General features: G+C 47.4%; 19 protein-coding genes and 1 pseudogene. 9 read left to right on the forward strand and 11 right to left on the reverse strand.

Annotated features, from left to right (window positions below):
- Positions 1-8: 8 nt before the first annotated feature.
- Entirely contained in the window at positions 9-6,056 is a 6,048-nt protein-coding gene (locus H6F88_RS27650; RefSeq protein WP_190646027.1) for a hybrid sensor histidine kinase/response regulator, read from the reverse strand.
- A gap of 832 nt (positions 6,057-6,888) precedes the next feature.
- Between H6F88_RS27650 and H6F88_RS27655 the strand changes: the two genes are divergently transcribed.
- The 6 genes from H6F88_RS27655 to rtcA all read left to right on the forward strand — a co-directional run bounded on the left by H6F88_RS27655 (position 6,889) and on the right by rtcA (position 11,613).
- Positions 6,889-7,167, forward strand: a complete 279-nt coding sequence (locus H6F88_RS27655; protein WP_190646028.1) for a hypothetical protein — start codon at positions 6,889-6,891, stop codon at positions 7,165-7,167.
- 86 nt (positions 7,168-7,253) lie between these two features.
- A complete protein-coding gene (locus tag H6F88_RS27660) occupies positions 7,254-7,613 on the forward strand; it encodes a hypothetical protein (RefSeq protein ID WP_190646029.1) in 360 nt (119 codons plus the stop codon).
- Positions 7,614-7,758: 145 nt separating this feature from the next.
- Positions 7,759-9,219 (forward strand): RtcB family protein, encoded by a 1,461-nt coding sequence (locus tag H6F88_RS27665; protein WP_190646030.1) that lies wholly within the window; start codon positions 7,759-7,761, stop codon positions 9,217-9,219.
- Positions 9,220-9,222: 3 nt separating this feature from the next.
- Positions 9,223-10,110: a GTP-binding protein gene (locus H6F88_RS27670; RefSeq protein WP_190646031.1), complete on the forward strand. Its 888-nt coding sequence runs from the start codon at positions 9,223-9,225 to the stop codon at positions 10,108-10,110.
- A gap of 5 nt (positions 10,111-10,115) precedes the next feature.
- Positions 10,116-10,547: an archease gene (locus H6F88_RS27675; RefSeq protein ID WP_190646032.1), complete on the forward strand. Its 432-nt coding sequence runs from the start codon at positions 10,116-10,118 to the stop codon at positions 10,545-10,547.
- A gap of 1 nt (position 10,548) precedes the next feature.
- Positions 10,549-11,613 (forward strand): RNA 3'-terminal phosphate cyclase, encoded by a 1,065-nt coding sequence (gene rtcA, locus H6F88_RS27680; RefSeq protein ID WP_190646033.1) that lies wholly within the window; start codon positions 10,549-10,551, stop codon positions 11,611-11,613.
- A gap of 126 nt (positions 11,614-11,739) precedes the next feature.
- Here the strand turns inward: rtcA and H6F88_RS27685 are convergent, their stop codons facing one another.
- From H6F88_RS27685 to H6F88_RS27715, 4 genes and pseudogenes are all read right to left on the reverse strand, one after another.
- Positions 11,740-12,897: a hypothetical protein gene (locus H6F88_RS27685; RefSeq protein WP_190646034.1), complete on the reverse strand. Its 1,158-nt coding sequence runs from the start codon at positions 12,895-12,897 to the stop codon at positions 11,740-11,742.
- A 170-nt stretch (positions 12,898-13,067) separates the two neighbouring features.
- Positions 13,068-17,180: pseudogene (locus H6F88_RS34700) on the reverse strand (ATP-binding protein); the annotation flags it as partial.
- 74 nt (positions 17,181-17,254) lie between these two features.
- Positions 17,255-17,416 carry an ATP-binding protein gene (locus H6F88_RS34705; RefSeq protein WP_347277754.1) on the reverse strand — a complete coding sequence of 54 codons (162 nt, stop codon included), beginning with the start codon at positions 17,414-17,416 and terminating at the stop codon, positions 17,255-17,257.
- Positions 17,417-17,527: 111 nt separating this feature from the next.
- Positions 17,528-18,457, reverse strand: coding sequence for a response regulator (locus H6F88_RS27715; RefSeq protein ID WP_199333826.1), 930 nt, complete (start codon positions 18,455-18,457; stop codon positions 17,528-17,530).
- 373 nt (positions 18,458-18,830) lie between these two features.
- Here H6F88_RS27715 and H6F88_RS27720 point away from each other — a divergent pair, with 373 nt between their 5' ends.
- Together H6F88_RS27720 and H6F88_RS27725 are read left to right on the forward strand one after the other, a co-directional pair.
- Positions 18,831-19,880: a tetraprenyl-beta-curcumene synthase family protein gene (locus H6F88_RS27720; RefSeq protein WP_190646036.1), complete on the forward strand. Its 1,050-nt coding sequence runs from the start codon at positions 18,831-18,833 to the stop codon at positions 19,878-19,880.
- 22 nt (positions 19,881-19,902) lie between these two features.
- Entirely contained in the window at positions 19,903-21,030 is a 1,128-nt protein-coding gene (locus H6F88_RS27725; protein ID WP_190646037.1) for an NAD(P)/FAD-dependent oxidoreductase, read from the forward strand.
- 5 nt (positions 21,031-21,035) lie between these two features.
- Here H6F88_RS27725 and H6F88_RS27730 read toward each other — a convergent pair whose 3' ends face one another.
- The 6 genes from H6F88_RS27730 to H6F88_RS27745 form a co-directional block, all read right to left on the reverse strand.
- Positions 21,036-21,785 carry an ATP-binding cassette domain-containing protein gene (locus H6F88_RS27730; RefSeq protein WP_190646038.1) on the reverse strand — a complete coding sequence of 250 codons (750 nt, stop codon included), beginning with the start codon at positions 21,783-21,785 and terminating at the stop codon, positions 21,036-21,038.
- A gap of 52 nt (positions 21,786-21,837) precedes the next feature.
- On the reverse strand, positions 21,838-22,620 hold the full coding sequence (gene ssuC / locus H6F88_RS27735) for an aliphatic sulfonate ABC transporter permease SsuC (RefSeq protein ID WP_190646039.1): 783 nt from the start codon (positions 22,618-22,620) through the stop codon (positions 21,838-21,840).
- Between the two features lie 15 nt (positions 22,621-22,635).
- Positions 22,636-23,562 (reverse strand): sulfonate ABC transporter substrate-binding protein, encoded by a 927-nt coding sequence (locus H6F88_RS27740; RefSeq protein ID WP_199333827.1) that lies wholly within the window; start codon positions 23,560-23,562, stop codon positions 22,636-22,638.
- 27 nt (positions 23,563-23,589) lie between these two features.
- Positions 23,590-23,769 carry a hypothetical protein gene (locus tag H6F88_RS32870; protein WP_199318487.1) on the reverse strand — a complete coding sequence of 60 codons (180 nt, stop codon included), beginning with the start codon at positions 23,767-23,769 and terminating at the stop codon, positions 23,590-23,592.
- A 40-nt stretch (positions 23,770-23,809) separates the two neighbouring features.
- Complete coding sequence (locus H6F88_RS34195) at positions 23,810-23,938, reverse strand: hypothetical protein (protein WP_277882241.1); 129 nt, start codon at positions 23,936-23,938, stop codon at positions 23,810-23,812.
- Positions 23,939-24,049: 111 nt separating this feature from the next.
- Complete coding sequence (locus H6F88_RS27745; RefSeq protein ID WP_190646040.1) at positions 24,050-24,718, reverse strand: HAD family hydrolase; 669 nt, start codon at positions 24,716-24,718, stop codon at positions 24,050-24,052.
- Between the two features lie 248 nt (positions 24,719-24,966).
- Between H6F88_RS27745 and H6F88_RS27750 the strand changes: the two genes are divergently transcribed.
- Entirely contained in the window at positions 24,967-25,377 is a 411-nt protein-coding gene (locus H6F88_RS27750) for a response regulator (protein ID WP_190646041.1), read from the forward strand.
- Positions 25,378-25,467: the final 90 nt, after the last annotated feature.

Raw genomic sequence — 25,467 nt, forward strand, 5'->3', positions numbered from 1 at the left:
AAAACCTCTTAAAATTGCTGTAAAAATTCCAGAATCTGCCGTCCTTTAAAGCCCTTGGCAAGCTGTCGTAGGTGAGCGGCAAAAGGACTCCACTGCTGGTTTGCCTCCTCTAGCTGCGTAGCTCGTTTGGCGATGGCTCGCAAATCTCCTCGCATTGCTAGGTCCAGAAAAATAGCGATTTCTTCTGCGGGCGGGATTGAGAGGTCAGAAGTTGGAAAACTCACCTGGCTGTCCTGGTTGTCTACATTCTTCGAGGATTCCCCGACTTCACTCTCATTCTCGTAAATCCACTCCAGTTTCAGGTGTTCTTGCAATTTCTGAAGCAAATTATCTTCTTGAATCGGTTTTGCCAGAAAGTCGTTGCAGCCAACCTGGAGGCTCTGTTGGTGATCGAATTCAAAAACGCTGGCTGAGACTGCGATCACAATAACGTCTTTCAGGGCTGGCATGGCTCTAAGTCGACGGGTTGCCTCAAAACCGTCTAACTTGGGCATGACTAAGTCAATCAGGATGACATGGGGCTGAAAGGACTGTGCTTTGTTGAGTCCGTCTTGTCCATCCACAGCATCTAGCACGTCAAACCCGATGGGTTCTAAGAGATTAATCAGGACAGAGCGGTTGGTGGGTTTGTCATCTACGATTAAAATCTTGGGCTTGTCACCTTTGACTCCAATAATTGTGCGCTTTGAAGCATGAGCAGCCTCCATCAATGCATCAGCGGTCGGCAAGTCTAGATCAAACCAAAAGGTACTGCCTATTCCCAGGGTACTCTTGACCTGAAGCGTTCCGCCCATCATCTCAACCAGTTGACCGCTGATGGCTAACCCTAACCCTGTTCCTTCTGTCTTACGGCTGTCTTCACCCACCTGTTGGAACGGCTTAAAAATCTCACTTAGATGATTGGAGGCAATGCCAATGCCGGAGTCCTCAACTTGAAAGCGAATTTTTTGCTCGTGATACCCCACTGTGAAGGCGATCGCCCCCGTTTCGGTAAACTTGACAGCATTGCCCAGCAGATTCAGCAAAACTTGACGTAGGCGTTTGTCATCTGCTCGAATGACTTTGGGCAGGGGAGAGCGCGATTGATAAGTTATGGAAATTCCTTTTTGTTCAGCTTTAATTCTACAAATTTCTACAATGCTTTGCAGGAAGTCAGCAAGATGAAACTCTCTCGGATACAGTTCCATTCTGCGAGCTTCAATTTTAGAAAGATCTAAAACATCATTAATCAGCGTGAGTAGGTGTTCTCCACAGTGATGGATGATTGAAATGCGATTCTTTTGCTGTTCCGATAAGGCTCGGTCTTTTTGGCAAATCTGGGTGTATCCCAAAATGCCGTTAAGTGGGGTACGCAGTTCGTGGCTCATATTTGCCAGAAATTCGCTTTTGGCTCGATTGGCAGACTGAGCAATTTCTTCGGCGCGTTGGCGATCGCGTACTTCGTGCTGAAGCTGTACGGTGCGTTCTTTTACTTTTGCTTCTAGGGTTTTGCTATAGTCGGCTAACTGTTCGTGCGATCGCTTCAAATCAGCATTGGCGGCAGCTAAATCTTGATAAAGACGGGCATTCTCGATTGAAATAGCAGCTTGTGACGATAAAAGCTGTAAAACTTCTACTCGCTCTGCCGTGAAAGCACCTGTTGTTAAATTATTTTCCAAATAAAGAATGCCAATCAGCTTGCCTTGATGCACAATTGGCGTACACAAAATGGATCTGGGTTGGTGATTCAGAATGTAGTCGTCTGTCGTAAAAATTCCCTCACGGATCGCATCCTTTAAAACAACATTTTCCTGGGTTTGCCGGACATAGTTGATGATTGATTGCGGCAAGGATCGATTCATTTCTACAGCAATAGATTGCTGTATAACAATCTCATTCTGATTAACATGTCCCGTTGCTTCAATGAAAAGTCTTTCAGCTTTTTCCAGAATTAATATTCCAGTTTCTGCTCCTGCATTTTCAAGCACAATTTGCATCAACTTGTTTAGCAGCTTGCTTAAAACGATTTCACCCGAAAATGCCTGAGCGGCTTTCATCACGGTTGTTAAATCTAAGCTAGTGCCAGTTTCAGAATGATTGTGAGTAGAGACAGTTGTTTGATGATCTGTATTGCTTCTACTATAGGTTGTTCTGTCTAGTAGTTGGGGATACTTCTCTTCTAAATGCTCAACCTTGCGTTGAGCGCCCCATACCTGATACGCGTAATGTGCTTTTTGCAGGTAGAGTTGAGCGATCGCTTCTTTTCCCCAGCTTAAATAAAATTTAGCAGCCAGTTCATAAGCCAGTGCTTCTTCGTTCACATATTCGTTTTCTTTAGCAAGAGCAATGGCTTGGTCATACCGTTCCATTGCTTCTACTTCTTCGCCTAAAACTCGATGCCTTTCTGCCTCAACGAGATGAAATTTATGAAGATGGTTCATTGGCGCAAAATGTGCCCATCTTTGCATTTTTTCTTGATTAGCTTTTACGCTATCCAGAATGCCCTGTTGCTCTAACTGTGAAGCATCAGAGTAAACCGCCAGTTTTGCTAAAGAATCATAGAAATGGAAGAGAGGAATGTGAGGGGTCGCGACCACTGCATCCAAATACTTCTCTTCAGTTGCAGCATGTTCAATTGCTTCTGAGTAATTTTCAAACCAATAGCAGAGTAGAAGTTTGTTCAAATAAATGTAGGCGATCGCTGCTTTGTCGTTTGCTTGCTCGTGTAGTGGCAATCTGATCTGCTCGTCAAACGCTTCACCCTGAAGACAGCAAGGATTTTCGCTTTTTCCTAACAAATTCAAGGCAGACTGCCAATAAATCTCATGATAATTAAGCGCTGTTTTTTGCTTGATTTTATCAATTGCCTCTCTATTGACTGCCATCTCTTTTTCAAGGGCATTCAGTTCTTTGCCGCTGTAGTAAGAAAAATAGGAATACACTAACAGTCCAAAAGCCCCAAATTCTAAATCTCCTGTCTCCATTCCGCTAGAGTAGGCTGATAGCAAAGGCTCTAAGGTTTGTCTCAGATGCTCTTTCCAGGGACGAATAAATATATTAACGATGACGGTTGTTTTGGTGATAATTTCTTGAGCGTTTAATGTTAACAGCAGATTTAACGCGAGTTGTCCAAACTGATAGCCCGAATCAATATCTCCCACAACTCCGCACAGCAGAAGTCCATAATTGGCATAAGCCATCGGAGAAACGGAAGCATTGCCATATTGAACGGATAAATCTACCTGTTTACATAGCGTCAACGGCAATAGGGTAGGAGCCGCAATATAAGCAGGAGCAAAGATACTCGCTAAAAGTCTAATAGCTGCCAATTGATAGGGGTCGCTCATTTGAGGTAGATCAACTAAATCCTCAATTCGCTTGCCGTTCAAAATTGCCGCAGTTTCTGAAAGTGCTTGCCCAATATCAGATGGAGTTGGCTGTTCGGGAAAATTTACCCCCAATAGCTTTAGGGCCTGTAATGCTGTATTCACTGCATCTAGCAGCTTGTTTTGCAGTACATGAGTTTGAATCTGGATTTCATAAACCTTTAATTTGTCTAATAGGCTGTTACCATGATTTTGTACGGGGTCGATGAATCTCTGCATTGCTTTAAAGTCACCACTTAAATGGGCTGACTCTGCCGCTTCGGTATGCAGTGCTAACGTAAGTTCGTACTGATGAGTCCAGCTATCTTCTGCGAGGAAGTGCATCCCTGTTTGTAAATATTTTGTAGCCACCGCACAAGCCATTGCTGCTTTGGCTTTCTGTCCAGCTATTAAATTAAGTTGGGCGACTTCGGTTCGTTCTGCTGTATCTGTAACGAGCTCGATTCCTAAGTTGAGATGATCGACAATCTCAAATATCTTTTCTGATAATGTTTCGGGTGACATGTTTTGTCGAAGCAAACGACCAATCTGCAAGTGAGTCGCTTGCTTAGAACTATTGCCAATCAAGGCGTATGCTGCCTGTTGCACTCGGTCATGCAGAAATCTAGATTCTAGGTTGACTGGATGCGTATCAGTCAAATTTTGTGTAAGGGTTAGCTCAGAGATAGGTAAGACTAAACCTTCTTCAATCGCTGGCAAAAGATCTTGATAAGTATGGACTGGCGATCGCCCGTAAATTGTGGAAAGCGTCTGCAAGTCAAACGCACTACCCACACAAGCCGCTAACTGCAAGACGTGCTGAGTTGATTCAGGTAGTTTTCGTAACTTCTGAATCATCAATTCAATGACATTGTCTGTAATGTCGATCGCTTCAATCTGTGTAATATCCCATTGCCAATAAGCTTTGTCTCCACTAGCTGGAGTTTCAAAAGACAAAAGGTTTTCTTGATGTAGCGTTTTGAGAAACTGATTGACAAAGAATGGGTTACCTGATGTTTTGCGGATGATTAGTTCAGCCAATGGTTGAACAGAATCATCATTATGCAGCGTGTCAGCAATAAGATTACTAATATCTACGAGGGCTAAGGGAGCTAAATTAACTTCATGAATGACAACGGCTTTAGATCGTAGAGCGTTTAAAGCCATGACTAAGGGATGGCTTGGGTTAACCTCGTTATCTCGATAGGCTCCAATCAAGCATAAATAGCCTGTTTCTACGTCCATCAAGATCACATCCAGCAGCTTTAGCGTGGCAGAATCAGCCCACTGCAAATCGTCTAGAAACAAGACTAGAGGATGTTCTGCTGAGCAGAAGACTCGGATAAAGTTTTGAAAAACGAGATTAAATCGGTTCTGTGCTTCTGTAGGTGCTAGGTCAGGAGCAGCAGGTTGCTTGCCAATAATCAACTCTACATCTGGAACAACATTAATAATGACTTGACCATTGTTGCCCAGAGCCGCTAAAAGTTTGGTTCGCCACTGCGTGAGTCGGGTTTCACTTTCAGTTAAAAGTTGTTTCACTAATGATTGAAAGGCAGTGATAATTGCAGAGTAAGGAATATTGCGTTGAAACTGGTCAAATTTACCAGGGATGAAGTATCCTCTCGCTCCAACAATGGGTTTACGGATCTCATTGACTAACGATGTTTTACCGATGCCAGAGTAACCCTTTACTAATATGGCTTCAGTTTTGCCAGCACTGACGCGAGCGAAGGTATCCATTAACAAACTAACTTCGCGATCGCGCCCATATAGCTTCTCTGGAATCGAAAATTGGCTAAATAGGTCGAATTCTCCCACTTTAAAGGGAGCGATCGCACCAGAAGATTGCAGCATCTCTAGACAAGTTTCTAAGTCAGCCTTTAGTCCTAATGCACTTTGATAACGGTCTTCTGCCGTCTTGGCGAGTAACTTCATCACAATATCGGACACTACCTCTGGAATGTCTGAATTGACCGAATGAGGCGAGAGCGGTGTTTTAGCAATGTGGCAATGAATGATTTCCAGAGCATCGGTCGCCTGAAATGGCATCTGCCCCGTCAACATCTCATAAAAAGTAACGCCTAATGAATAAAAATCAGTGCGGTAATCAATTGAACGGTTCATTCTCCCCGTCTGTTCGGGAGACATATATGAAAGCGTGCCTTCGAGAACATTAACGTTAGTAATCGTTAAATTTTCTCTAGATAGACGGGTCGCAATACCGAAATCAATCAGCCTGACTTCGCCCGTTTCTTCATTAAAGAGAATATTCTGGGGCTTGATATCTTTGTGAATAACGTTCTGCTGATGAAGCTGCACCAGAATTGAAGCTAAATGAATTGCAATTTGTAAAAAATTGTTTATCTTGACCTGTCGCGTAGCGACAACCCCGTTGGAGAACTGCGAATCAATCAATTTAGCCAGCAATTCTCCGTCAAAATCAGACAGAATCAAGGCTAGTCCATTGCGGTAGTTTTCTAAGCCTAATGGTTTAGCAATTCCCACGATATCTAAGTCTTGAAGAATCTGATATTCGTGTCTCAACCGAGTCAATTGATCAAGGGTCGGATACTCGGCTTTTAGGGTTTTGATAATGACAGAATTTGGTTCCAGATCGCTTTTAGACGCCGTCCTAGCTCGATAAACGCAGGTCGTGACTCCTTCATATAAAACTTCGAGCAACTCGTAGCCAGCGATCGTAATACTCATTCTCTTTTTTGTGCTTAGGATAGAAGTAGAGGGCTAGGTTCGGCTTTTGTTCATATTAGGTATGGAAAGGGCAATCAGGTGGGCTTTCGAGCAGGATCAGATTAACAGCATACTGATTATTTCTATCCCTACGATAGGTGACATGTTTTAGAGCGGGTGTGGAAGCAATAATACTTCACCTTCTTAATATTCAAGAGGCGATCGCCTCTGAAAGATTAGCGGATAACAAAAAAAATCCAGTAGCATTTCACGAGACGAGTAGCTACACGATAGATAGGAACTTGGCACATCAGCTTATCCAATGTAGCGGCTAATACTAATCAACTTCACTTTAATCTTCCGGATTCTGCTGAGATTGATACAATTGGGGGCAACTGCATTAGGGGTTGCCCATTTAACGAATGATTTTCGTAGGGGCACGGCATTGCCGTGCCCCTACAGTGGGCGATTTGCATATTAGGACTTTCCGCATCATTCTCAATTTGTGCAATGCCACTGCATTAAGTGTTGAAGAAGAGTATTGTCAGTTTGCAACTTGTGCTTATGGTGGGTTCTGAATGCCAACTAAAGTTGGCATTCAGAACCCGTTGCAAGATGGATTCACGATTGATCACTTGTTTAATAAAAGTGCCAACTCTGAGGGGACGACAAGCCAGAGCCAATTTCATACAGTGAGTTTATCCAAACACAAGTAGCAATTGGTCTACCCGGAGCCTTACCTATACACTCGGAACAGTAGGTTGCATCTATGTCTCAAAGAATTTCAAATTACCGGCTACGAAGTAGCAGAGCAGTTCGTTTCAGAATAGCGCTTTCCCTAATTGCTGGAGGGTTGCCATTATTGATATATCCAGGTGTATTTATCGGTGTATCAATTAGCCTTGCTGCTCCTTGGACGGACAATGAACCACTATTGACGGTAGTTGCTAAGAGCGTCCTGATTGGGTCTATCAGTTACCCATTGGTTTATTTTGTATCTCTTGTCATGACTCTGGTGATGGCTAAAATTCGGAGAACAGCGATCGCCTTCAAAGTCAGCCTCGTACCACTCGCTTATCTGCTGGTATTGGCTTTGCTAGTTGCCGTGTGGGCTTCACTGCCTTCTGGTTAGTCGTCTGCTTGGCTGGTAAGTTCGTTTATGTTGTGCGATCGCATCTACCTTTTCAACCGTATTCAATTTAATAGGGGCATCTAACCATGCAGCGTCTAAATTTTGGTGTTTCGTTATTCTTTGCCTTGATTCTTGGTTCTGTTGTTCCTGCTGTTGCTCAAACCCCTCACTCAGAGGAGCACCCAACCGTCGGTACAGTTGAAAGTGTAGCGAGTGACGATGTGCTGTGTTATCTCACTATTGTGGATGATGAAGGCGATCGATATGAGAATGTCGGAGCCACCTTTGATGTTTGCGCGGAGCAAGACCGCTTTCTGAACCAACGAGCCAGCTTGGAGTATAGGCAAGTGCGTGTCAGCAGTTGTCAAGGGGCTGAACCCTGTGCAGTAACCCGGGTAGAAACCGTGGTGGCAGAAGTCAATATTCTCCCAGTCACACCTTACTGAAACCGTGCGAACTCTACTCGTGACAATCGCTCAATGGATAAACCCATAGAGGGAGGTTCTTTTTGCCGTGTCTTTAGAAACTGGACGCAGTTCCCTATGAATCATAAGTCGAAGACATCCTTCGCGCAGTTCACGAGGTAAAGTCATGGCTCCTATCGATGTCTTAAACAAAATTTCGGATGTCATTTGGGAGGTTCCAGTCTCTTACAAGGATGGAATGCGGGTACCTGCGCGGATTTATGGTACTGAAAAATTGATTCGAGAATTGGATGATGCGGTTTATGACCAAATTACCAATGTCGCAACTTTGCCCGGCATCACCAAATATGCCTTGTGTATGCCCGACGGACACTTTGGCTATGGCTTCCCGATCGGCGGTGTAGCAGCGATGGATGTAGATCAGGGCGGCGTCATTTCTCCTGGTGGCATTGGATTTGACATTAACTGTGGAATGCGTCTAGTGACGACCAATCTAGATTACAAAGAGGTCAAACCGCACATTAAACAATTGGTGGATAAGCTGTATGAGCGGGTTCCGGCAGGCGTTGGCAGCACTGGATTTGTGAAACTTTCCCGGAATGAGTTCCGTAAGGTGGCAGAGCAGGGAGCTCAATGGTGCATTCATAATGGCTATGGCTGGGAAGAGGATTTGGAGTTAATCGAAGAGCAAGGCTGTTTAAAGGGAGCCGATGCCAAAAAGATTAGTGAAAAGGCGATCGATCGCGGCGTTCATCAAATTGGTACGCTGGGTTCGGGTAATCATTACTTAGAAATTCAGGTTGCTAAACGGGAAAATATTTTTGATAAGAATCTAGCCAAAGCGATGGGGATCACCCGTCCCGATCAGGTGGTAGTGATGTTTCACTGTGGTAGCCGTGGGTTTGGGCATCAGGTCGCAACGGATTATCTACAAAGCTTTCTCAAGGTGATGGACAGCAAGTATGGCATCAAAATTCTCGATCGCGAATTAGCCTGTGCCCCCTTTAATTCCCCCGAAGGACAAGCATACTTTTCGGCGATGAAATGTGGCATCAATATGTCGTTTGTCAATCGACAAGTGATTTTGCACCGCATCCGTGAGGTGTTTTCGCAAGTGTTTGAGCGATCGCCCGAAGATCTGGGAATGCACATGGTTTACGACGTGTCGCACAACACCGCTAAGTTAGAGAAACATATCGTGGATGGCAGGGAGCGATCGCTGCTTGTTCACCGCAAGGGTGCCACCCGCGCCTTTGGTCCCGGCATGAGTGATCTGCCCTACCGTTATCAAGAAACCGGTCAGCCCGTGATCATTGGCGGCAGCATGGAAACGGGATCATACTTGCTTACAGGCGTCGCGACAGGCGATCAAACCTTTTTTAGCACCGCCCACGGCAGCGGACGCACAATGAGCCGCACAAAAGCCCGCAAAACTTGGCAGGGGCAGCAGCTTCAGAAAGAAATGCAGCAAAAGGGCATCTATGTTCGCAGTACCTCCAATGCAGGATTGGCAGAAGAAGCAGGAGGCGCTTACAAGGATGTCGATGAGGTAATCGAAGCGGCAGAGTTGGCAGGCATCAGTCGGCGGGTGGTCAGGCTAACCCCGATCGGCAATGTGAAGGGGTGAGGGATGCCAGGACGTACACCACTGACTGTTCTTACAGGACCGCTGGGTAGCGGCAAGACCACACTGCTGCGGCACATTCTGACGGTGGTACCGCGCAAGATTGCCATTCTAATGAATGAGTTTGGCGAAATTGCGATCGACACTAAAATTCTACAGGGCAAGAATGTAGAGATGGCAGATTTGGGTGGCGGCTGTGTCTGTTGTTCGCTGCTGGGTGAATTTGAAGCGGCGGTTGATGAAATTATCGCAACGGTGAATCCAGACTATCTTGTCGTCGAAACCACTGGGGTGGCAGAACCTGATGCTCTGGTGTTTGATATTCAAGAAAGTTTGCCCCAGGTTCGGTTAGATGGCGTTATCACCGTCATTGATGCGGATGGATTGGTGAAGTATCCCCAAGTGGGACATACCAGTCGCATCCAGATTGAGTCCGCAGATATCTTGCTGCTCAACAAGGTGGATCTCGTTTCTGAACAGGAATTGGCAACGATTACGGACAAGCTTCAGAGTCTGAATGAAATTGCCTCGATCATTTCCACGATTCGCTGTCAGATCGACCCCGATTTGTTATTTGGGATTGGTCGAGAGCGCTTACAGCCATCGCCCCATCATCACCATCAACCTGAATTTGAGTCCTTCAGTTACACCTCACAGGCAGTTTACGATCGCACCTGTTTTACTGAATTTGCCGATTCTCTCAGTTCTGATATCTATCGAGCCAAGGGGTTTGTGCAATTTCCTGAAGGCACTCACCTGTTCAATTTTGTTGCTGGACGTTGGGACTTAGAACTCTTTGAACCCTCCTCCACAGAACTTGTTTTCATCGGCAAACACGTCACCCAACAAAAACCTGAAATTTGCGATCGCCTCCAATCTTGTGAGCAGAAGTAAGTGCTATGCCCTACGAATTCCTTGAAGATATCGCTACGGCTGACATTGCCTTCCATGCCTGGGGAGACGATTTGGAGGAAGTATTCAGAGCGGCAGGAGATGCTGTAATTAACACGATGATTGATAATCTCGAAGCGATCGCACTCACTGAAGCGCGCACATTTCAACTAGAAAATGATGAACTGGATTTACTCCTGTTTAACTTCTTACAGGAGTTTGTTTATTACAAAGACAGTGAGTTGTTATTGCTCCGAGCGCAACAGGTGGAAATTGCCCAAAAGGAATCTATTTATCATCTGACAGCCATGACTCAAGGAGAAAGGTTAGATCGCGATCGCCATCATCAGCGAGTGGATGTCAAAGCTGTCACGCTCCATCAGTTTCAACTCGAAAAAACAGATTCGGGTTGGAGGGCACAAGTGATTCTGGATATTTAAGATGCTACATATCGACGGTTCCTATGGAGAAGGGGGAGGGCAAATCCTTCGCACCAGCCTGAGTTTAGCGGCGATTACCGGGCGAGCGATTCGGATCAATTGCATCCGAGCAAAACGGGAAAAGCCAGGATTGGCAATCCAACATTTAACTGGAGTGCGAGCAGCCGCAACGCTTTGTCAAGCGAAAGTTACAGGCGATCGCGTTGGTTCAACCCAGATAGAATTTACTCCCACCCGACCCATTCAAGCGGGACAATACACCTTTGACGTTGCCCAAACGGTAGGAACTGGATCAGCCGGAGCCGTAACCCTAATTCTACAAACGGTTTTGCTGCCCCTGGCACTTACTCAAGGGGAGTCGATCGTGACTTTGAGAGGAGGCACTTTTATTCCCTGGAGTCCACCCGCTCCTTACATTGAACAGGTGTATTTGCCCTGTTTGCAGCAGATGGGTGTACAGGCAACGGTGAAACTTAAAGCTTGGGGCTGGTATCCACGGGGTGGCGGTGAGTTGAACTTGCAGGTTAGTGGAAGTAATGGAGTGGGTTCACTTCAGCCGATTCACCTGCTGGAGCGGGGAGACTTGCATCAGGTTAAAGGATTGGCGATCGCCACAGAGCTGCCATCCCACATTCCTCAACGGATGGCAAACAGAGCACAGAATTTGTTGGGGCAAGCGCAGTTAAAAGCTCAGGTACAACCCCAACGAGAACGAGGCGTTGGACCTGGAACGGGCATCTTTTTGATGGCAGAGTATGAGCATACCCGGACAGGCTTTGGGGCAGTTGGAAAAATCGGATTACCTGCCGAAGAAGTTGCTGCGATCGCCACCCAGGAACTTCTAGCGTTCCACGAAAATGGAGCACCCGTTGATATTCATTTAGCGGATCAACTCCTCCTGCCAGCCGCCTTAGCTTCGGAACCCAGCCAATACCGAGTGGCAGAAATCAGTACTCATCTGATCACCAATGCCTGGGTGATTGAGCAATTTGGACTGGCAAAAGTGGCGATCGACTCAAGCACTCGACTTGTTACGGTCACACCCTCATCTTCACGAAGTCGATAAAAAGAGGATGGAGCTAAAGCTCCGTCCTCTTTTTTGTTCTATTGATTTGAAGATGTCGCGGACGTGGGTAGGGGCGCACCGCGGTGCGCCCTCACAGAAATTGACGTGTCGCTCTATAAAGCGCAATTAGTAGCGAAACACCGCCGCAACGGGTGCTTCATCTGGCACTCCTTCTGGCTCAACGGCATACACCGTTCCACCATGAAGAACCGTTTGAATAGCTGCTGCATTGAGCAAATCTTCATCACCCGGTTGAGTCTCATTGTGCATTTCAAGCTGCATTGAGTCCGGATCAAAATGCCCCCATTTCTGCACCCCAACTGGAACAAAAAGCTGTTCTACACGACCATAAAACGCACCTTGAATCACTTCATTCAAGTCGTTTGATCCTTTACCATTCGCAATCGACTCATGATAGTAATCGATCGCCTTTTGCTGGTCTGCTTCAAACTGCGGACCCACGATCGCCCAAGCTTCCGCATGAAGCTCTTCCGCCGATCGCTCTTTGACGTTGTGTTGAATGCCTTCTTCCACAATAAAATTGTAGGTATTTGCCTCCTGATAAATTGGCAGCAAATAGTTAACGCCAGCCAGAACAAGCGGAGAACGACGGTTACGGAAGAAATCGTGCAGCGCTTTATCCACTAAGTGAAAATATTGCAGCAAATCCTCCTTCACGTTTTCGCGGTCGGCTCCTTGTCCGTGATATGAGCCGCCACCTTGTAAGCCTGCACGACCTGCACCACCCTCCTGCCGCCGCTGTTGATCTTTTGATGTTTCGTCATACTGCAAGGCTTCATCCATGTCTTTTGGCAAGCCTTCGATTTCAACCTCACGGGTAATGCTGTAGCGATTAGCTTCCACAAGACGGACATCGCGCTGACCAAGCGTGAGAATGTAGAAGCGGTTATCTCCGCCCAACAGCGGAATTAATGGTTTGAGATGAAAGCGATTGCTCACGACCACCAGTTCAATCATTTCGAGCGGCACGCGATAGAAGCGGAAAAATCCCTCTGAGACGAACAGAGCTAAACCCGCGTCCTGATGCTGCCAAAATTCATCCGTATCCAAAGCGATCGCAGGCTGAAGAAATTCACCTGGATCGAGAGGTGGCGATTCATATTTTTCTAACTCTGCTTGCGCCTGTCGAATTAGATTCTTAAAGCGAACAGAGTTTTGCTGAGTTTCAGAACCAAGCTGCACAGTGGGCATGTAGATCGATACACACAATCCTTGCGGCTGGTCAACCAGTTCTTTCAGTTCTTCAATCGAAAGGAAGCTCATATTATTAAGGCAAAATCAAAGAAAAGTGAAATTAAGGAGAAATGAAAATGTGTTTTTCCACACAAAGATCGTAGGAATTTCCCAAAAACAAAGCCCCTGTCAAATGGCAGAGAAAAGGTACAGGAGAGCAGATCAAATCTGTTGCGGATAGGGGAGTATCTTTCATCAAATCATGATGGTCCTGTCGATTGCTCAACGGGCATTGATGTTAGCAGCGGCAAGCGGACAATCAGGGTTGTGCCCTTTCCTTCTCCTGCACTTTCGGCGTGAATTGTCCCGTTGTGAAGTTCGACTAAGTGGTGGGCGATCGCCAGTCCCAATCCCAGCCCATTCTCTGAATCAGAATCTCTGGCTTGACGGAAGCGATCGAAGACATGAGGCAGAAAATCAGCAGCAATCCCAATGCCTGTATCGGTGACACGGATTTCGGCGTAGTTTGCGGACTGCGAAATGGCATGAGTGATGAGTTGAACCTCGACCTGCCCACTTTCTGGCGTAAACTTAATCGCGTTGGTCAGGAGATTGCAGATGACTTGCTGAAGGCGATCGCTATCTCCCATCACCACAGCATCAACCGTTTGACCTTGACCTTTGCCCCAACTCACCAAATCAATCCCTTTGGCTTCAGTGAGATGATGGATAGAGGCGATCGCCATCTCAATCACAGCTGTTAGTTCGACGGGTTGAAGCTGCAACCGCAGCTTGCCTGTGGTGATTCGAGAAATATCTAGCAAATCTTGCACGAGTTTGGCTTGCAGCGTCGCGTTGCGCTCGATCGTGTCTAGCGCTTTGGTTAATATGGCCGGACTGGGGGGATTAGTTCTCAGCAGGCGCGTCCAGCCCAAAATCGAGACCAGGGGAGTGTTGAGTTCGTGGGAAACCGTGGATAGCAGTTCATCCTTTCTGCGAATGGTGGTTCTTGCTTGATTAAGCGCTTCCCCACGCAGTTGTGCCATCTGAAGATGGGCATTGACGCGAGACACCAGTTCTTGCGCCGAAGAGGGTTTGATCAGGTAATCGTCTGCCCCAGCTTCCAGTCCTTCCACGATCGCTTCTTCTCCGGCACGCGCCGACAGCAAGATGATCAGAACTTCTCTCGTGCGTGGGTCTGCCCGCAATGCCTGAAGTAACCCAAAGCCGTCTAGCTCTGGCATCATCACATCACTCACGATTAGATCGGGCACTTGCGCTTGAGCGGCTGCCAGTGCCGCTCCTCCATTTGCCACGGCTTCTACTTGAACATGTTTGCTGAGTACTCGGGTCAGGTACTCTCGCATATCGGCGTTGTCATCCACCAGGAGAACGCGGGAAGAGGGAGGCGCGGAGTGGGAGAAACAGTAGAATTCTCCGTGTCTCCGTATCTCTGCGTCTCGGTGGACCCCAGAGGAGCCCACTGCTCTGCTGCTTTGACACAAAGGGCTGCATCAATCGCGGTTGATGCTAGGGTACGGGTTGGCTGAATACGATCGCCTTCAGGTTGAAGGCGATCGCTGGGCAAATGTTCTGTGCCAAAGAAGAGGGCGATCGTAAAGCAAGTTCCCTGCCCTACAGTGCTGCTCACGTTGATGGTGCCGCCATGTAGTCGAACGAGTTCATTTACCAGGGCTAGACCAATTCCTGATCCTTCATGGGTTCGTGCTTGGGTGCCTCGCACCTGATAGAACCGCTCAAACAGATGAGGCAGGTCATCCAGCAAGATACCAACGCCTGTATCTCGCACTTCCAAAACAACACGAGGGAATGAGGGTGATGATTTGACCTCTGATCTCAAGACTCCAAGTTCCAAGCTCGGAGTTTCGAGTTCCAAGTTCGAAGTTTCAAGTTCCAAGTTCGAAGTTTCGAGTTCCAAGTTCGAAGTTTCGGGTTCCAAGCTCGGAATTTCGGGCTCCAAGCTCGGAGTTTCAAGTTCCAAGCTCAGAGTTTCAAGTTTGGAGCCTGGCATTTGGAGTTTTGAGGTGAAACTATCAACTTTGGCAGTCGAAGCCTGAAGCGTTTCCCCTGCTTCCGCTCTGATGGATAAGGTAATTTCGCCCTCAAAGGTGAACTTAAAGGCGTTGGAGAGCAGGTTGAGGACAATTTTTTCCCACATCTCCCGGTCTACAAAGACAGGTTCTGGTAGAGGTGGGCAATCGACAATCAGTCGCAAACCTGCCCGCTCGATTGCAGAACGAAACACACTCGCTAGCTCAGTTGTGCACTGTGCCAAATCGACTGGTTCATAAACGGCTTCCATCCGTCCGGCTTCGATGCGAGAAAAGTTGAGGAGCGTATTCACCAGTTTCAGCAAGCGAAGACTACTGCGATGAGCCAGATCTAAGCCTTCTCGATGAGCAGGGGAGCGTGCGATCGCTTAAGGCATCTTGTAGGGGAGCCAGCATCAGGGTGAGCGGAGTACGGAATTCGTGGCTGACGTTGCTGAAGAAGATCGTTTTGGCGCGATCGAGTTCTGTTAGTGCTTCAGCGCGTTGGCGTTCTTGCTCACGGGCAGATTGTTCTTGAATCCGTTGAATCTCCGATTCACGTAGGGCTTTTTCTGCGCGGGCACGTTCAACCGCTGCCCAAGTGTACTCGGCGGTTTCCTGCACCAACTCTACTTCATCGGTCGTCCAGCCGTGGGGGGCGATACTATGAACGGCGAGGGTGGCAACCCATCCTTCTGCTTTAGTGAGCGGCACAGCGACATAGGCGCGGAAACCGGCTCCAGTGATAACTTGTCGCTTGGACTCGGTAATGTTGGGGTCGTTGACCACATCGCGCAATAGCGATATCCGACCTGCCCGGTAGTCAGCTATGAGTCGTTCGCCAAAATCAATGAAGCGAAAGCGCCCGACCATAGGTGGAAGTCCGTTACCGTACCCCTGACTAATGACCACGTACTCGCCGATGGTTTCGCCGTAGTGTACCTGATTCGCGCCGAGGTGCTCGCCCAGCACCCGTGCGGCGACTGCCTGAATTTCAACCGGATTGGTGAGCGATCGCAGTGCATCCGACAGCTTGACCCGAAAGGCATCCATCTCGGCAGCTCGGTGCAATTTTTCTTCTGCCTGTTTGCGCTCGGTGATGTCTTGAAAGACGACGGCAATGCGGCGAGCGCTGGCATTACCGACTTTAACCACGTAGAAGTCATACCATTTTTGATCCGGCTTGGCATATCGCTCTAATCGCTCACCTTTGCCGGTGCGGGCAACGCGACCAAAGATTTCGTACCAAAAGAGTTCATAATTCGGGTTAATTTCGCTCAGCCGTCGTCCGGTGAAATCTTGCCCAGTCATGGCGATCGCAGCTTGATTTGCCTCCAGATACAAGAGGTCAACGGGCTGATTAGTTTCATCAAAAATTACATCAATGAGAAAGTATCCTTCATCAATGGCGTTGAACAACAATCGATATTTTTCTTCCGATTCGCGTAAGGTGACTTGGGCTTGCCGCTGCTCAATCAGGTCAGCCGCTTGGCGGGCAAGCAAATCCAGAAAGCGCAGTTCGCGATCGCTCGGTCGGTGGTGTTTGCGCCAATGGGTCGAAACCATCCCAATCACTTTGCCGGAACGCGAAATCAGCGGCGTAGACTGAGCCGAGACATAGCCTGCCTCAAAGTGCCATCGTACTGAGGCATCGAGGTCTTTATGGGGCCCATCAAAGTCAATGAAGGTGCGATCGCCCGTTGCCAGCGTCATACCGCAGGAGGTGTTTGAACTCGCGTTGACGCGATAAAAACGGTCGATCATAGTTTACTCAAAGCCCTGAGCCGCCAGCAGCAGACAATCTTGCGTAGCTTCATCGAGAATCTGCACTGATCCAGCATCGGCGCGGGTGAGGGCGATCGCCGTGGCTACAATCTCTTGATACAGCGTTTGAATGTCGTCTTCAGCCACCAGCCGGGTACTGAGTTCGCGTAGCCGTTGCGTGTCTTCGAGATCGGCAGCAGCAGCGGCTTCGGCTTGTTTGCGCTCAGCTTCGATACGCTTGCGATCGGTAATGTCGTAGGAGACGGTCAGCACGGCGTAGACTTCACCATTTGCAGACCGTAAAGGCGTGCCCCGTGAGATGTAGAAGCGATCGTGAGCATTGTGCTCATGCTCAAATGTCTCACCTGCCAACCCTTTACGATACAGCCCCTCATAGCTCGCAGCTAAGTCAGGCGGTAATACCTCAAAAATGGTATGCCCAACCAGATCTTCGGGTTTGAAACCAGCAGCAGAGAGCGCTTCACCTTCAGCAAGCCGATAGCGTAGATCGGAGCCAACCACAAACGCAGCTCCACTCGGCAGATTTTCAACCATCGCCCGCAGGAGTACTTCCGAATCCTGCAAGGGATCGCTGATGCAGAGCTGCTTGTCATTGTCGAGTTGCATAAAATTTACGCTTTCTGTTCCGAGGCTTTTGAGTTCAGTTCAGCCGCGTTCATGAATGGTAATCGGACGGTCAAGGTTGCTCCTTGTCTTGCTCTCTCACTGGCGACCTCGATCGTGCCGTGGTGCAACTCGGTTAGGTGACGTGCGATCGCCAGCCCAATTCCCACTCCTCCCGGTGAATGGCTGCTGGAGACTTCCGCTTGAGCGAAGCGATCAAAGACATAGGCAGAAAATTAGGATGAATCCCGATGCCCAGCCCTCAAAATTTACCGCTTTCATCAATATCCAGCTAATTGAGCCACCATCTCAATCCATGTAGTGGGATGAGCTAGCTTGTGCAAATGTGTCTCATAGCCCGCCTTCAATGCTTTCTCCCGATCCTCGTCTAGGTAAGCGGTGATTGCGACAGCAGGAATGTGCCCTCCCTGCCCAGCTTCTAACGCCCGAATTTGCCGAATCAGGCTATAACCGTCTTCATTGGGCATCCGAATATCACTCATCAACACATCAGGATGAAATTGCTCTAGCTCCTCTAACGCTGCCGCTGCGCTAGCAACTGCCCTGACCCCAATGCCATAGGATTCCAAAACAGTGGTGATAAATTCGCGGATGTCTGCTTCGTCATCGACTACCAGCACTCGTAAGCCATCCAGAGCATGAGGTAATTTCATTAGGGATATCCCTTTTGCTTGTTTGGCTTCCCAAGGTTGTTGCTCAGCCAGACGAGCCATTGTTTCGTGCAAATCTGTAGGCGAAACGACCTGCTGAGAGCGGCTTAAGTCGTATACCCCAATCCGCAAAGTTTTAATTAGCCCACCCGGACTATGAGTGTGCTGCTTCGTCGATACCGCAAGGGGCGCAATATGCAACTCAGACGCAAACGGTTGCCCGTCCCGTGGGCATAAATTTATCTGCCAAATCTGTGTTTCACGGGCTTCAGAAAGCTGGTTCAATCGAGTCCGAAAGTCCAAGCGGTTGCTTCGCAGTTCCCCGGAGGGGTGATCGCCTTCTGCCACATATAAAGCGAGAGGTCTTCCAACTAAATAACGTTCCGGTACATTAAGGAGTTTGGCGATCGCCTCGTTCGCTTCCAGAATCACCCCATCAGCGCCAGTGACTAAATAGGCGATCGGGCAGGACCGAAACAAATCGCGATAATGCAGTAAATCATTCTGGACAACCTCGGTTGCCTCCAAATTTTTCTGCATCTCCTCACACATCCCTGCAGGTCTTCAAGCGCAACATCAATTTCTTGCCAAGCTGCTGCATCTTCCTGTTGCAACGCCGCAATTCGCTGCCGGATCACTTGAAAATGAAGTTTGACCGGATCATCATTCATAAATCATGCTTGGTGGTGTGCCTCTCTACTAGCTCTATCTGACGGTCATTCTAGGAGTTTCCGCTCTCGTTAGCGGCGCAGAAAGTCTTCAGCAGATAGGGATATCCCTCCAGTCTAATGAATTTGTAGAAGAAGCAATCAAAATTAAGTCCGCCTATATAGAGAGGGTGAATTGGGTCAGCCTTCCTAGAGTAATAGCAACCTTATCAGCAGCATTGAAAATTGCAGAACTTTAGGCTTCTATGAATATTCCAGTTTCTCCTTGGGCGCTCGTCCTGGAAACCCGCCTTAAGGTGATTCCAAAGGTTCGAGGCTACCTGAAAAGGTGGAAGCTTCGGGCACAAGAAATTCCAAGTCCAGAACTTCGTAAACAAGCCTTAGCTAGTATCGAAGCAAAACAGTTTCACTGCGAAGGTGGCGCAATTTATGGATTGCTTGCCAAACGACATTGGCAAAATGCGATTAAGTTTATTGTGACCTATCAAACGATTAGTGATTACTTAGACAATCTGTGCGATCGCAGCAACTCACTCGATCCTGAAGATTTTGCTGCCCTGCATCAATCCCTGCTGGATGCGCTTACACCCGGTTCACAGGACACAAACTATTACCGATTTCGAGACGATCAGGCAGACGGTGGCTATTTACAAGCATTAGTGAGAACGTGTCAGGAAGTAATTTGCCAGATACCCAATTACGCAGCGATCGCCCCAACCTTGCATGAGTTAGCAGATTATTACTGCAATTTACAGGTTCATAAGCACGTCAAGGTTGAAGAGCGAGTTCCGCGCTTAAAAATGTGGTTCTCCTCCTATCAAAAAAAACTCCCTGAGCTGCGATGGTATGAGTTTTCTGCTTGCGCTGGCTCAACTCTAGGAATTTTTTGCTTGGTGGCTTACGCATTAGATTATCAGCTATCAGATGAACTCACCGATCAAGTCAAAAATAGCTACTTTCCCTGGGTTCAGGGATTGCATATTCTATTAGATTATCTGATCGATCAGGAAGAGGATCGAGTGAACGGAGATCTAAACTTCTGTTTCTACTACAGAGATCGGGATGATATGCTGGGGCGATTCAAGCATTTCATTCAAAATGCGACAAAAAGTGTTTCTCAACTTCCTCATACCCAATTCCATCAATTGATTAATCAGGCATTACTGGGAGTCTACCTATCGGATAAGAAAGTCAGACGACAACAAGATGTTCAAGATATGGCAGAGCAGTTAATTCAATGGTCAGGTAGCTCAGCATCCTTTTTCTTTCGGAGCCGTTTGCTGATTTCTCATTGAGGTTGCATATTGAGGTTGAATAATGTCCAAGATTGCGATCGTGGGTGCCGGTCCCGCCGGATGTTCAGCCGGATATCATCTAGCTAGAAGCGGACATGACGTAACCTTGATTGATAAACAGGCTTTTCCAAGAGATAAGGTCTGCGGCGATGGCGTCAGCATTGAATCGATTCAGGCAATATCGATGATGGGAATTTACCCTCACGATATTAAGAAGTTAGCTTTAGAGTATGCTCCAATTCATCATTTTTTTCTAGGAGTTTCCAACCAAATTGGTCATAGTGAACAAACCAACTTGGAGGCGTATTGCATTCCTAGAGTGGTGTTTGATCAACTCCTGTATGAACGAGCAATGGATGCAGGATGTCATTTCCTCACTCAGACGGTTCACAAGAATGACTGGCATCGTCAGGGTTTGGATGATGCGTTTGATACGATCATTGATGCTCGTGGTGTTTATGCGGGTGAAGTGAATGCGATCGCCATTCGAGCCTACTGGACTCTAAAGCAACAAGATTTACCCGAATCGGTGTTGAATGAAGCTCAAATTCACTTTGACCGCAGCTTGGGTGTAAATGGTTATGGTTGGATCTTCCCCGTTTCTACGCAACATGACCTGATTAAATTAAACGTTGGAGTGGGAGTCTGGTTAGATGAATACCAAAAGCTAAACATCAATGTCATTCAACTTTTTAAACAGTTCATCCAGAACAATCAAACGGCACAGCAGATGCTTAGCAAGGTAGTGAGCCAGCAACCGCCAAAAGTGTTTCCTTTAGCAACGGCTAAAAAAGGCAACAAAGTGACTGATGGAAGAATCCTTAAGATTGGTGATGCTGCAAATCTAACCGATCCCTTAACTGGCGAGGGAATCGCCAATGCAGTTCTCAGTGGCTTTCATGTTGCTCAAGCCATTAACATGAGTCGTACTGCCGATCAAGTGGCAGAAAATTGGCAATATCTTTATGAATCTCACTTTGAAGCCGACTTGCGTGCGGGTCTGCGTATTAAAGCGTTGAGAAAATTCTCGTTCATGAACTACCTGCTGATCTGGCTGATGAAACAGAACCCTCGTGTAGCTCAACAGGTGAGCCATGCTGTCGCAGGGGTTGTTCCCTACAACGAGGTTTTGGCTTCCCTGAAATATTGAGCTGATTAAACACTCATTAAATCAACCTGATTTCCCATTACCCGCTCTAGAATGTCTTTTGCCAAGGTTACAAACGCCCGTGATTTTCGCTGCCGGGGGCGAGGCAGTGGTACAGGCATATCCAGGCTGATCTGACCGTGCTCAATTAAGAGGACGCGATCGGCAAGCATTACCGCTTCATCCACATCATGAGTGATGAGAAACACAGAGAACTGTTTTTCTTGCCAAATGCTTTCAATTAGCCGCTGCATTTCAATTCGAGTCAAGGCATCAAGGGCACCAAGCGGTTCATCTAACATGAGTAAGCGCGGCTCTCTAACCAGAGATCTAGCGAGGGCAACCCGCTGCTTTTGACCACCCGACAAAACAGCCGGAAACTCCCCAGCTCGTTCCGCTAATCCGACCTGTGCTAACGCTTGTTGTGCTTGTTGTCGCCAGTTTTTCTGATGTAGTCCTAATCCAACATTCTCAAGCACTCGCTCCCAGGGCAGGAGACGCGCATTTTGGAACATGGTGCAGGCTGCTCGATTGCGTCCATGCAATGGCATTCCATCAATCAGGATGCCTCCGTCTGTCGCCTCTTCAAATCCTGCAATCAACCGCAGGAGCGTACTTTTACCGCCACCGCTACGCCCAACGATCGCCACAAACTCTCCGGGTGCAATTTCTAAATCAAGATTTTGTAGAACTGTTTTATCCCCATAGGTTTTCGTTAAACCCATGATTTTTACATCTGCACCGCTTGCCCTTTCCATAGTGATACACCTTTATTAATTCCTTATTAATGACATGCTTTAAAACTTCTGCTTAAACCGACTGGTAGTTTGGATTCCACTTCAACCATTTCTTCTCGACCGCACGGGTGGCAACGTCGGCTAACTTTCCAAGAATGGCGTACATAAGAATACTCAAGACGACGACATCGGTTTGCATAAACTCACGCGCATTCATCGCCATGTAGCCAATGCCAGAGTCCAGGGTAATGGTTTCAGCCACAATCAACGTCAACCACATGATGCCGAGCGCATAGCGCACACCCACCAAAATTGAACTTAATGCTCCTGGGAAAATCACTTTTCTGAATAAGGACCAGCCCTGTAAACCGTAGGACTTTGCCATCTCAATCAGTTCTGGATCAACTGAGCGAACTCCATGAAAGGTGTTGAGATAGATTGGGAAAAAGACACCCAACGCGACTAAAAAGATCTTTGCCTCTTCGCCAATGCCAAACCACAGGATGACGAGTGGAATCAGGGCTAAATGGGGAATGTTGCGGATCATCTGTACGGAGGTATCTAACACTTTTTCGGCAGGACGGGCAATACCATTCAGCAATCCTAAACCAAAGCCGATGGAGCCTCCGATTAAGAATCCGATGATGGCACGCACGGTGCTAATAATCAGGTTACGAGATAATTCTCCTGTCAGAGCTAGCCGTCCTCCTGCAATCACCACATCAGATGGTGCAGGCAATACTTTGGTTGAGAGCCAGCCTATTTGTACCAAAATTTGCCAAAGAATGAGCAAAGTGATGGGCAAAATCCAAGGAGTGAGTTGTCCTATGACTACTTTAGGAAGTCTGCGGTGCATATCAATTTTCTGGGGTCATGGGTTAGTGGTAACTGGCGATCGCTCTAACGATGATGACTGTTGTTGATTTGTTTGTTGATTCATCTGTGGATTCATCATCGCCACTTGTTTGACATCAATCTGATTTGGAATTAGCTTCAGACGATGAAATGTGTCAGCTAACTCTTGTTGATAAGCGACAACTTCTGGTGTGATTGGATTCAGACCATAGCTTGTTCGAGCAGAAACTTGTGTCAAAACCTCAATATTAATGCCCAGTAGGGGTGATATTAAAGCGGCAACCTCTCTGGGTCGTGGTTTTGCCCATTCAGCCGTCTCTGCAATGACATCTAAAACCATTTGAAGGCGATCGGGATGGGTTTGGGCAAAGTGCTGTGAAGATAGAAAAAACTCACGATTTGCAATAATATCCTGCCCGTCTGTCAAAATTCGAGCATCAGTTGCATATTGAGCCGCTGCGAAAAAGGGGTCCCAAATTGCCCAGGCATCCACACTCTTGCGCTCAAAGGCGGCTCGTGCGTCGGCGGGTGGCAAGAAAACAGGTTCAATATCGCTATAGTCTAATCCGACTTTTTCCAGTGCTTTCACCACAAAGTAATGCACATTTGAGCCTTTGTTGAATGCGATTCTTTTGCCTTTTAGGTCAGCAACCTGACGAACTGGAGAATCTGGGAGTACTAAAATTGCCTCGCCTACAGGGTTGGGAGGTTGACTACCCACATAGAGCAAGGACGCTCCTGCGGCTTGAGCATTGACAGGGGGAGCTTCTCCAGCATGTCCAAAGTCAAGCCGACCCGCGTTCAACGCTTCTAGCAATTGTGGCCCGGTGGAAAATTGATTCCAGCGCACCGTAACGCCGAGGGGTTTCAGTCGTTCTTCGACCGATCGCTGCATTCTGACAATGCTCAGCGTTCCATATTTTTGATGCCCTAACCGAATCACATTTTCTCGATCTAACCCAATGCTAAATTAAGGTACTGCAACATATTTATTCAACAGACCTGAATCGCAAGCAGAAAGCACAAGACTCAAGCTCAAGGCGATCGCAAACACCAGAGAAAACGATGACAGCGATCGCCCCTGGGGTCGCCTGAGCAGTCGAGTCCAATACGCACGCAGTGAGGATAACGTAATCCGGGCGAGGAACATTATTATTATTGTTGTGCTAGAAAGTTGTGAAAGTTTAACTCTAAATAGTGACGCGAAAATTACTCCAAAACGGAGCATTGGCAACCATTCTATGGCTATGAACTATTCGCTTCCCTCCAACTAATGGAATGAGTGTAGGGGCGATCGCCATATCCTTAGAATGAGCCAATGATGAAGCTGTAGTGATGTTTAAACTACAAACCAGTGCTTCAAAAGCCTTTGAGTTAAATTCGTTGCGTTTTGCGCTGCTGTCGCCCCGGTTTGTAGCTCTAGCAGAAGGTCAACCCTCCCCTGCGATCGCCGAGGTCTCATAGTGATTTAGCAAGTCACTCGGATCGTCGTAGATGGCGATCGCCCCTTGAAGCTGCTCATCACTGAATCCACCTGTGCGAAAGGCAATTACGCCCACACCCGCTTTCCCTGCTGATTCAATGTCGTAGGGTGTGTCTCCTAGCATGATGGTGCGATCGGGCTGCAACTGGGCTTTATCCAAAGCAGCTTCTACCAAATCTGGTTCTGGCTTCGACTCTTCTGCGTCACTAGAAGTCGTGAATTCCGAAATCAAATCATCGACCTGAGCAGCCTTGAGTAAAACTCCCATTTCTTCCTCAGTCGCAGAACTGGCAATGATTAAATGCAGTCCCTCTGCCTGCAACTTCTTCACTAGCTCCCGTGACCCCTTTGTTGGTGGAAGTTGAGCACCAAACTTACTGATAATCAATTCCTTACGTCGATTGGCGATTTCCTTGCCAGTGCCATTCTTGCCATTCAGGGAAGAAACCATGCGAGGAACAACCTTGTCGCCACCCATGCCAATGAGAGGACGAACTTGGTCAAAAGAAATTTCATAGCCATAGTCCGCAAATGCTTCAACCCAAGCTTGCGCATGAGCATCATTACTCACGACCAGGGTGCCGTCCACATCCAGAATTACCCCTTCGATTGCCATAACTTCCCTTTTTTGATTGAGTCATTCCAACATTGCCTGAACTGTCTTGAACAACATCTATCTTTAAAGGGAATGGAAAGAGCAGGGATAACGCTTAATCCGCCAATGTGTCGATTGCCACTATTAACCTTTGCAATGCATCTATCTAAAGACAGAGATCTGAAGCTTGGTAAGCTAGACGACGATAGGCGAGTTTCTCAGTGAGCATAATTAACCATATTCAAAGATTTTGTTAAAGCTCCTGCTCTATGACTTCAAATAATGATCTAAACCTGAACGGTTTAAAGGTGTTGGTCGTAGACGATGGGAATGACAACCTTCAATTTCTCGCTTTTCTGTTTGAGACTTACGGTGCGGATGTAACAGCAGTTCGTTCAACCAGCGACGCACTGCAAGCGTTTCTAAAGCGACAACTAGACATCCTGGTGAGTGAGATTAGGTTGCCTGAGGAAAATGGCTATACCTTGATTCGCCGAATTAGAGAATTGACGGCGGAGCAAGGGGGGCAGGTGCCAGCGATCACCCTAACAGGCGATGCTAAAGAATCAGACCGACAGCAAGCACTTGCGGCAGGATTTCAGCAGCATTTGGCCAAGCCTGTTGACCCAGATACGTTGCTACAAGCTGTGTTGAAAATGGCTTCTAGCAAGATTAAATAGCAAGATTGGCATCAATCATCATATCTGTGTCGCTAGACTCACGTGAAGCTTCGTAGTTTTCACTACATCTATAGCAGTCCTAAATCACTG

The organism is Oculatella sp. FACHB-28, assembly GCF_014696015.1.
Lineage (GTDB): Bacteria > Cyanobacteriota > Cyanobacteriia > Elainellales > Elainellaceae > JAAUTN01.

Bases quoted from the DNA above. Each gene is read 5' to 3' on its own strand.
- H6F88_RS27665 (WP_190646030.1), top strand. From the start codon at position 7,759: ATGGCTCCTATCGATGTCTTAAACAAAATTTCGGATGTCATTTGGGAG.
- H6F88_RS27730 (WP_190646038.1), bottom strand. From the start codon at position 21,785: ATGGAAAGGGCAAGCGGTGCAGATGTAAAAATCATGGGTTTAACGAAA.
- H6F88_RS27715 (WP_199333826.1), bottom strand. From the start codon at position 18,457: ATGCAGAAAAATTTGGAGGCAACCGAGGTTGTCCAGAATGATTTACTG.
- H6F88_RS27685 (WP_190646034.1), bottom strand. From the start codon at position 12,897: ATGAGCTTCCTTTCGATTGAAGAACTGAAAGAACTGGTTGACCAGCCG.
- H6F88_RS27725 (WP_190646037.1), top strand. From the start codon at position 19,903: ATGTCCAAGATTGCGATCGTGGGTGCCGGTCCCGCCGGATGTTCAGCC.
- H6F88_RS27660 (WP_190646029.1), top strand. From the start codon at position 7,254: ATGCAGCGTCTAAATTTTGGTGTTTCGTTATTCTTTGCCTTGATTCTT.
- ssuC (WP_190646039.1), bottom strand. From the start codon at position 22,620: ATGCACCGCAGACTTCCTAAAGTAGTCATAGGACAACTCACTCCTTGG.
- H6F88_RS27720 (WP_190646036.1), top strand. From the start codon at position 18,831: ATGAATATTCCAGTTTCTCCTTGGGCGCTCGTCCTGGAAACCCGCCTT.
- H6F88_RS27750 (WP_190646041.1), top strand. From the start codon at position 24,967: ATGACTTCAAATAATGATCTAAACCTGAACGGTTTAAAGGTGTTGGTC.
- H6F88_RS27675 (WP_190646032.1), top strand. From the start codon at position 10,116: ATGCCCTACGAATTCCTTGAAGATATCGCTACGGCTGACATTGCCTTC.
- H6F88_RS27745 (WP_190646040.1), bottom strand. From the start codon at position 24,718: ATGGCAATCGAAGGGGTAATTCTGGATGTGGACGGCACCCTGGTCGTG.
- H6F88_RS32870 (WP_199318487.1), bottom strand. From the start codon at position 23,769: ATGTTCCTCGCCCGGATTACGTTATCCTCACTGCGTGCGTATTGGACT.
- rtcA (WP_190646033.1), top strand. From the start codon at position 10,549: ATGCTACATATCGACGGTTCCTATGGAGAAGGGGGAGGGCAAATCCTT.
- H6F88_RS27650 (WP_190646027.1), bottom strand. From the start codon at position 6,056: ATGAGTATTACGATCGCTGGCTACGAGTTGCTCGAAGTTTTATATGAA.
- H6F88_RS27670 (WP_190646031.1), top strand. From the start codon at position 9,223: ATGCCAGGACGTACACCACTGACTGTTCTTACAGGACCGCTGGGTAGC.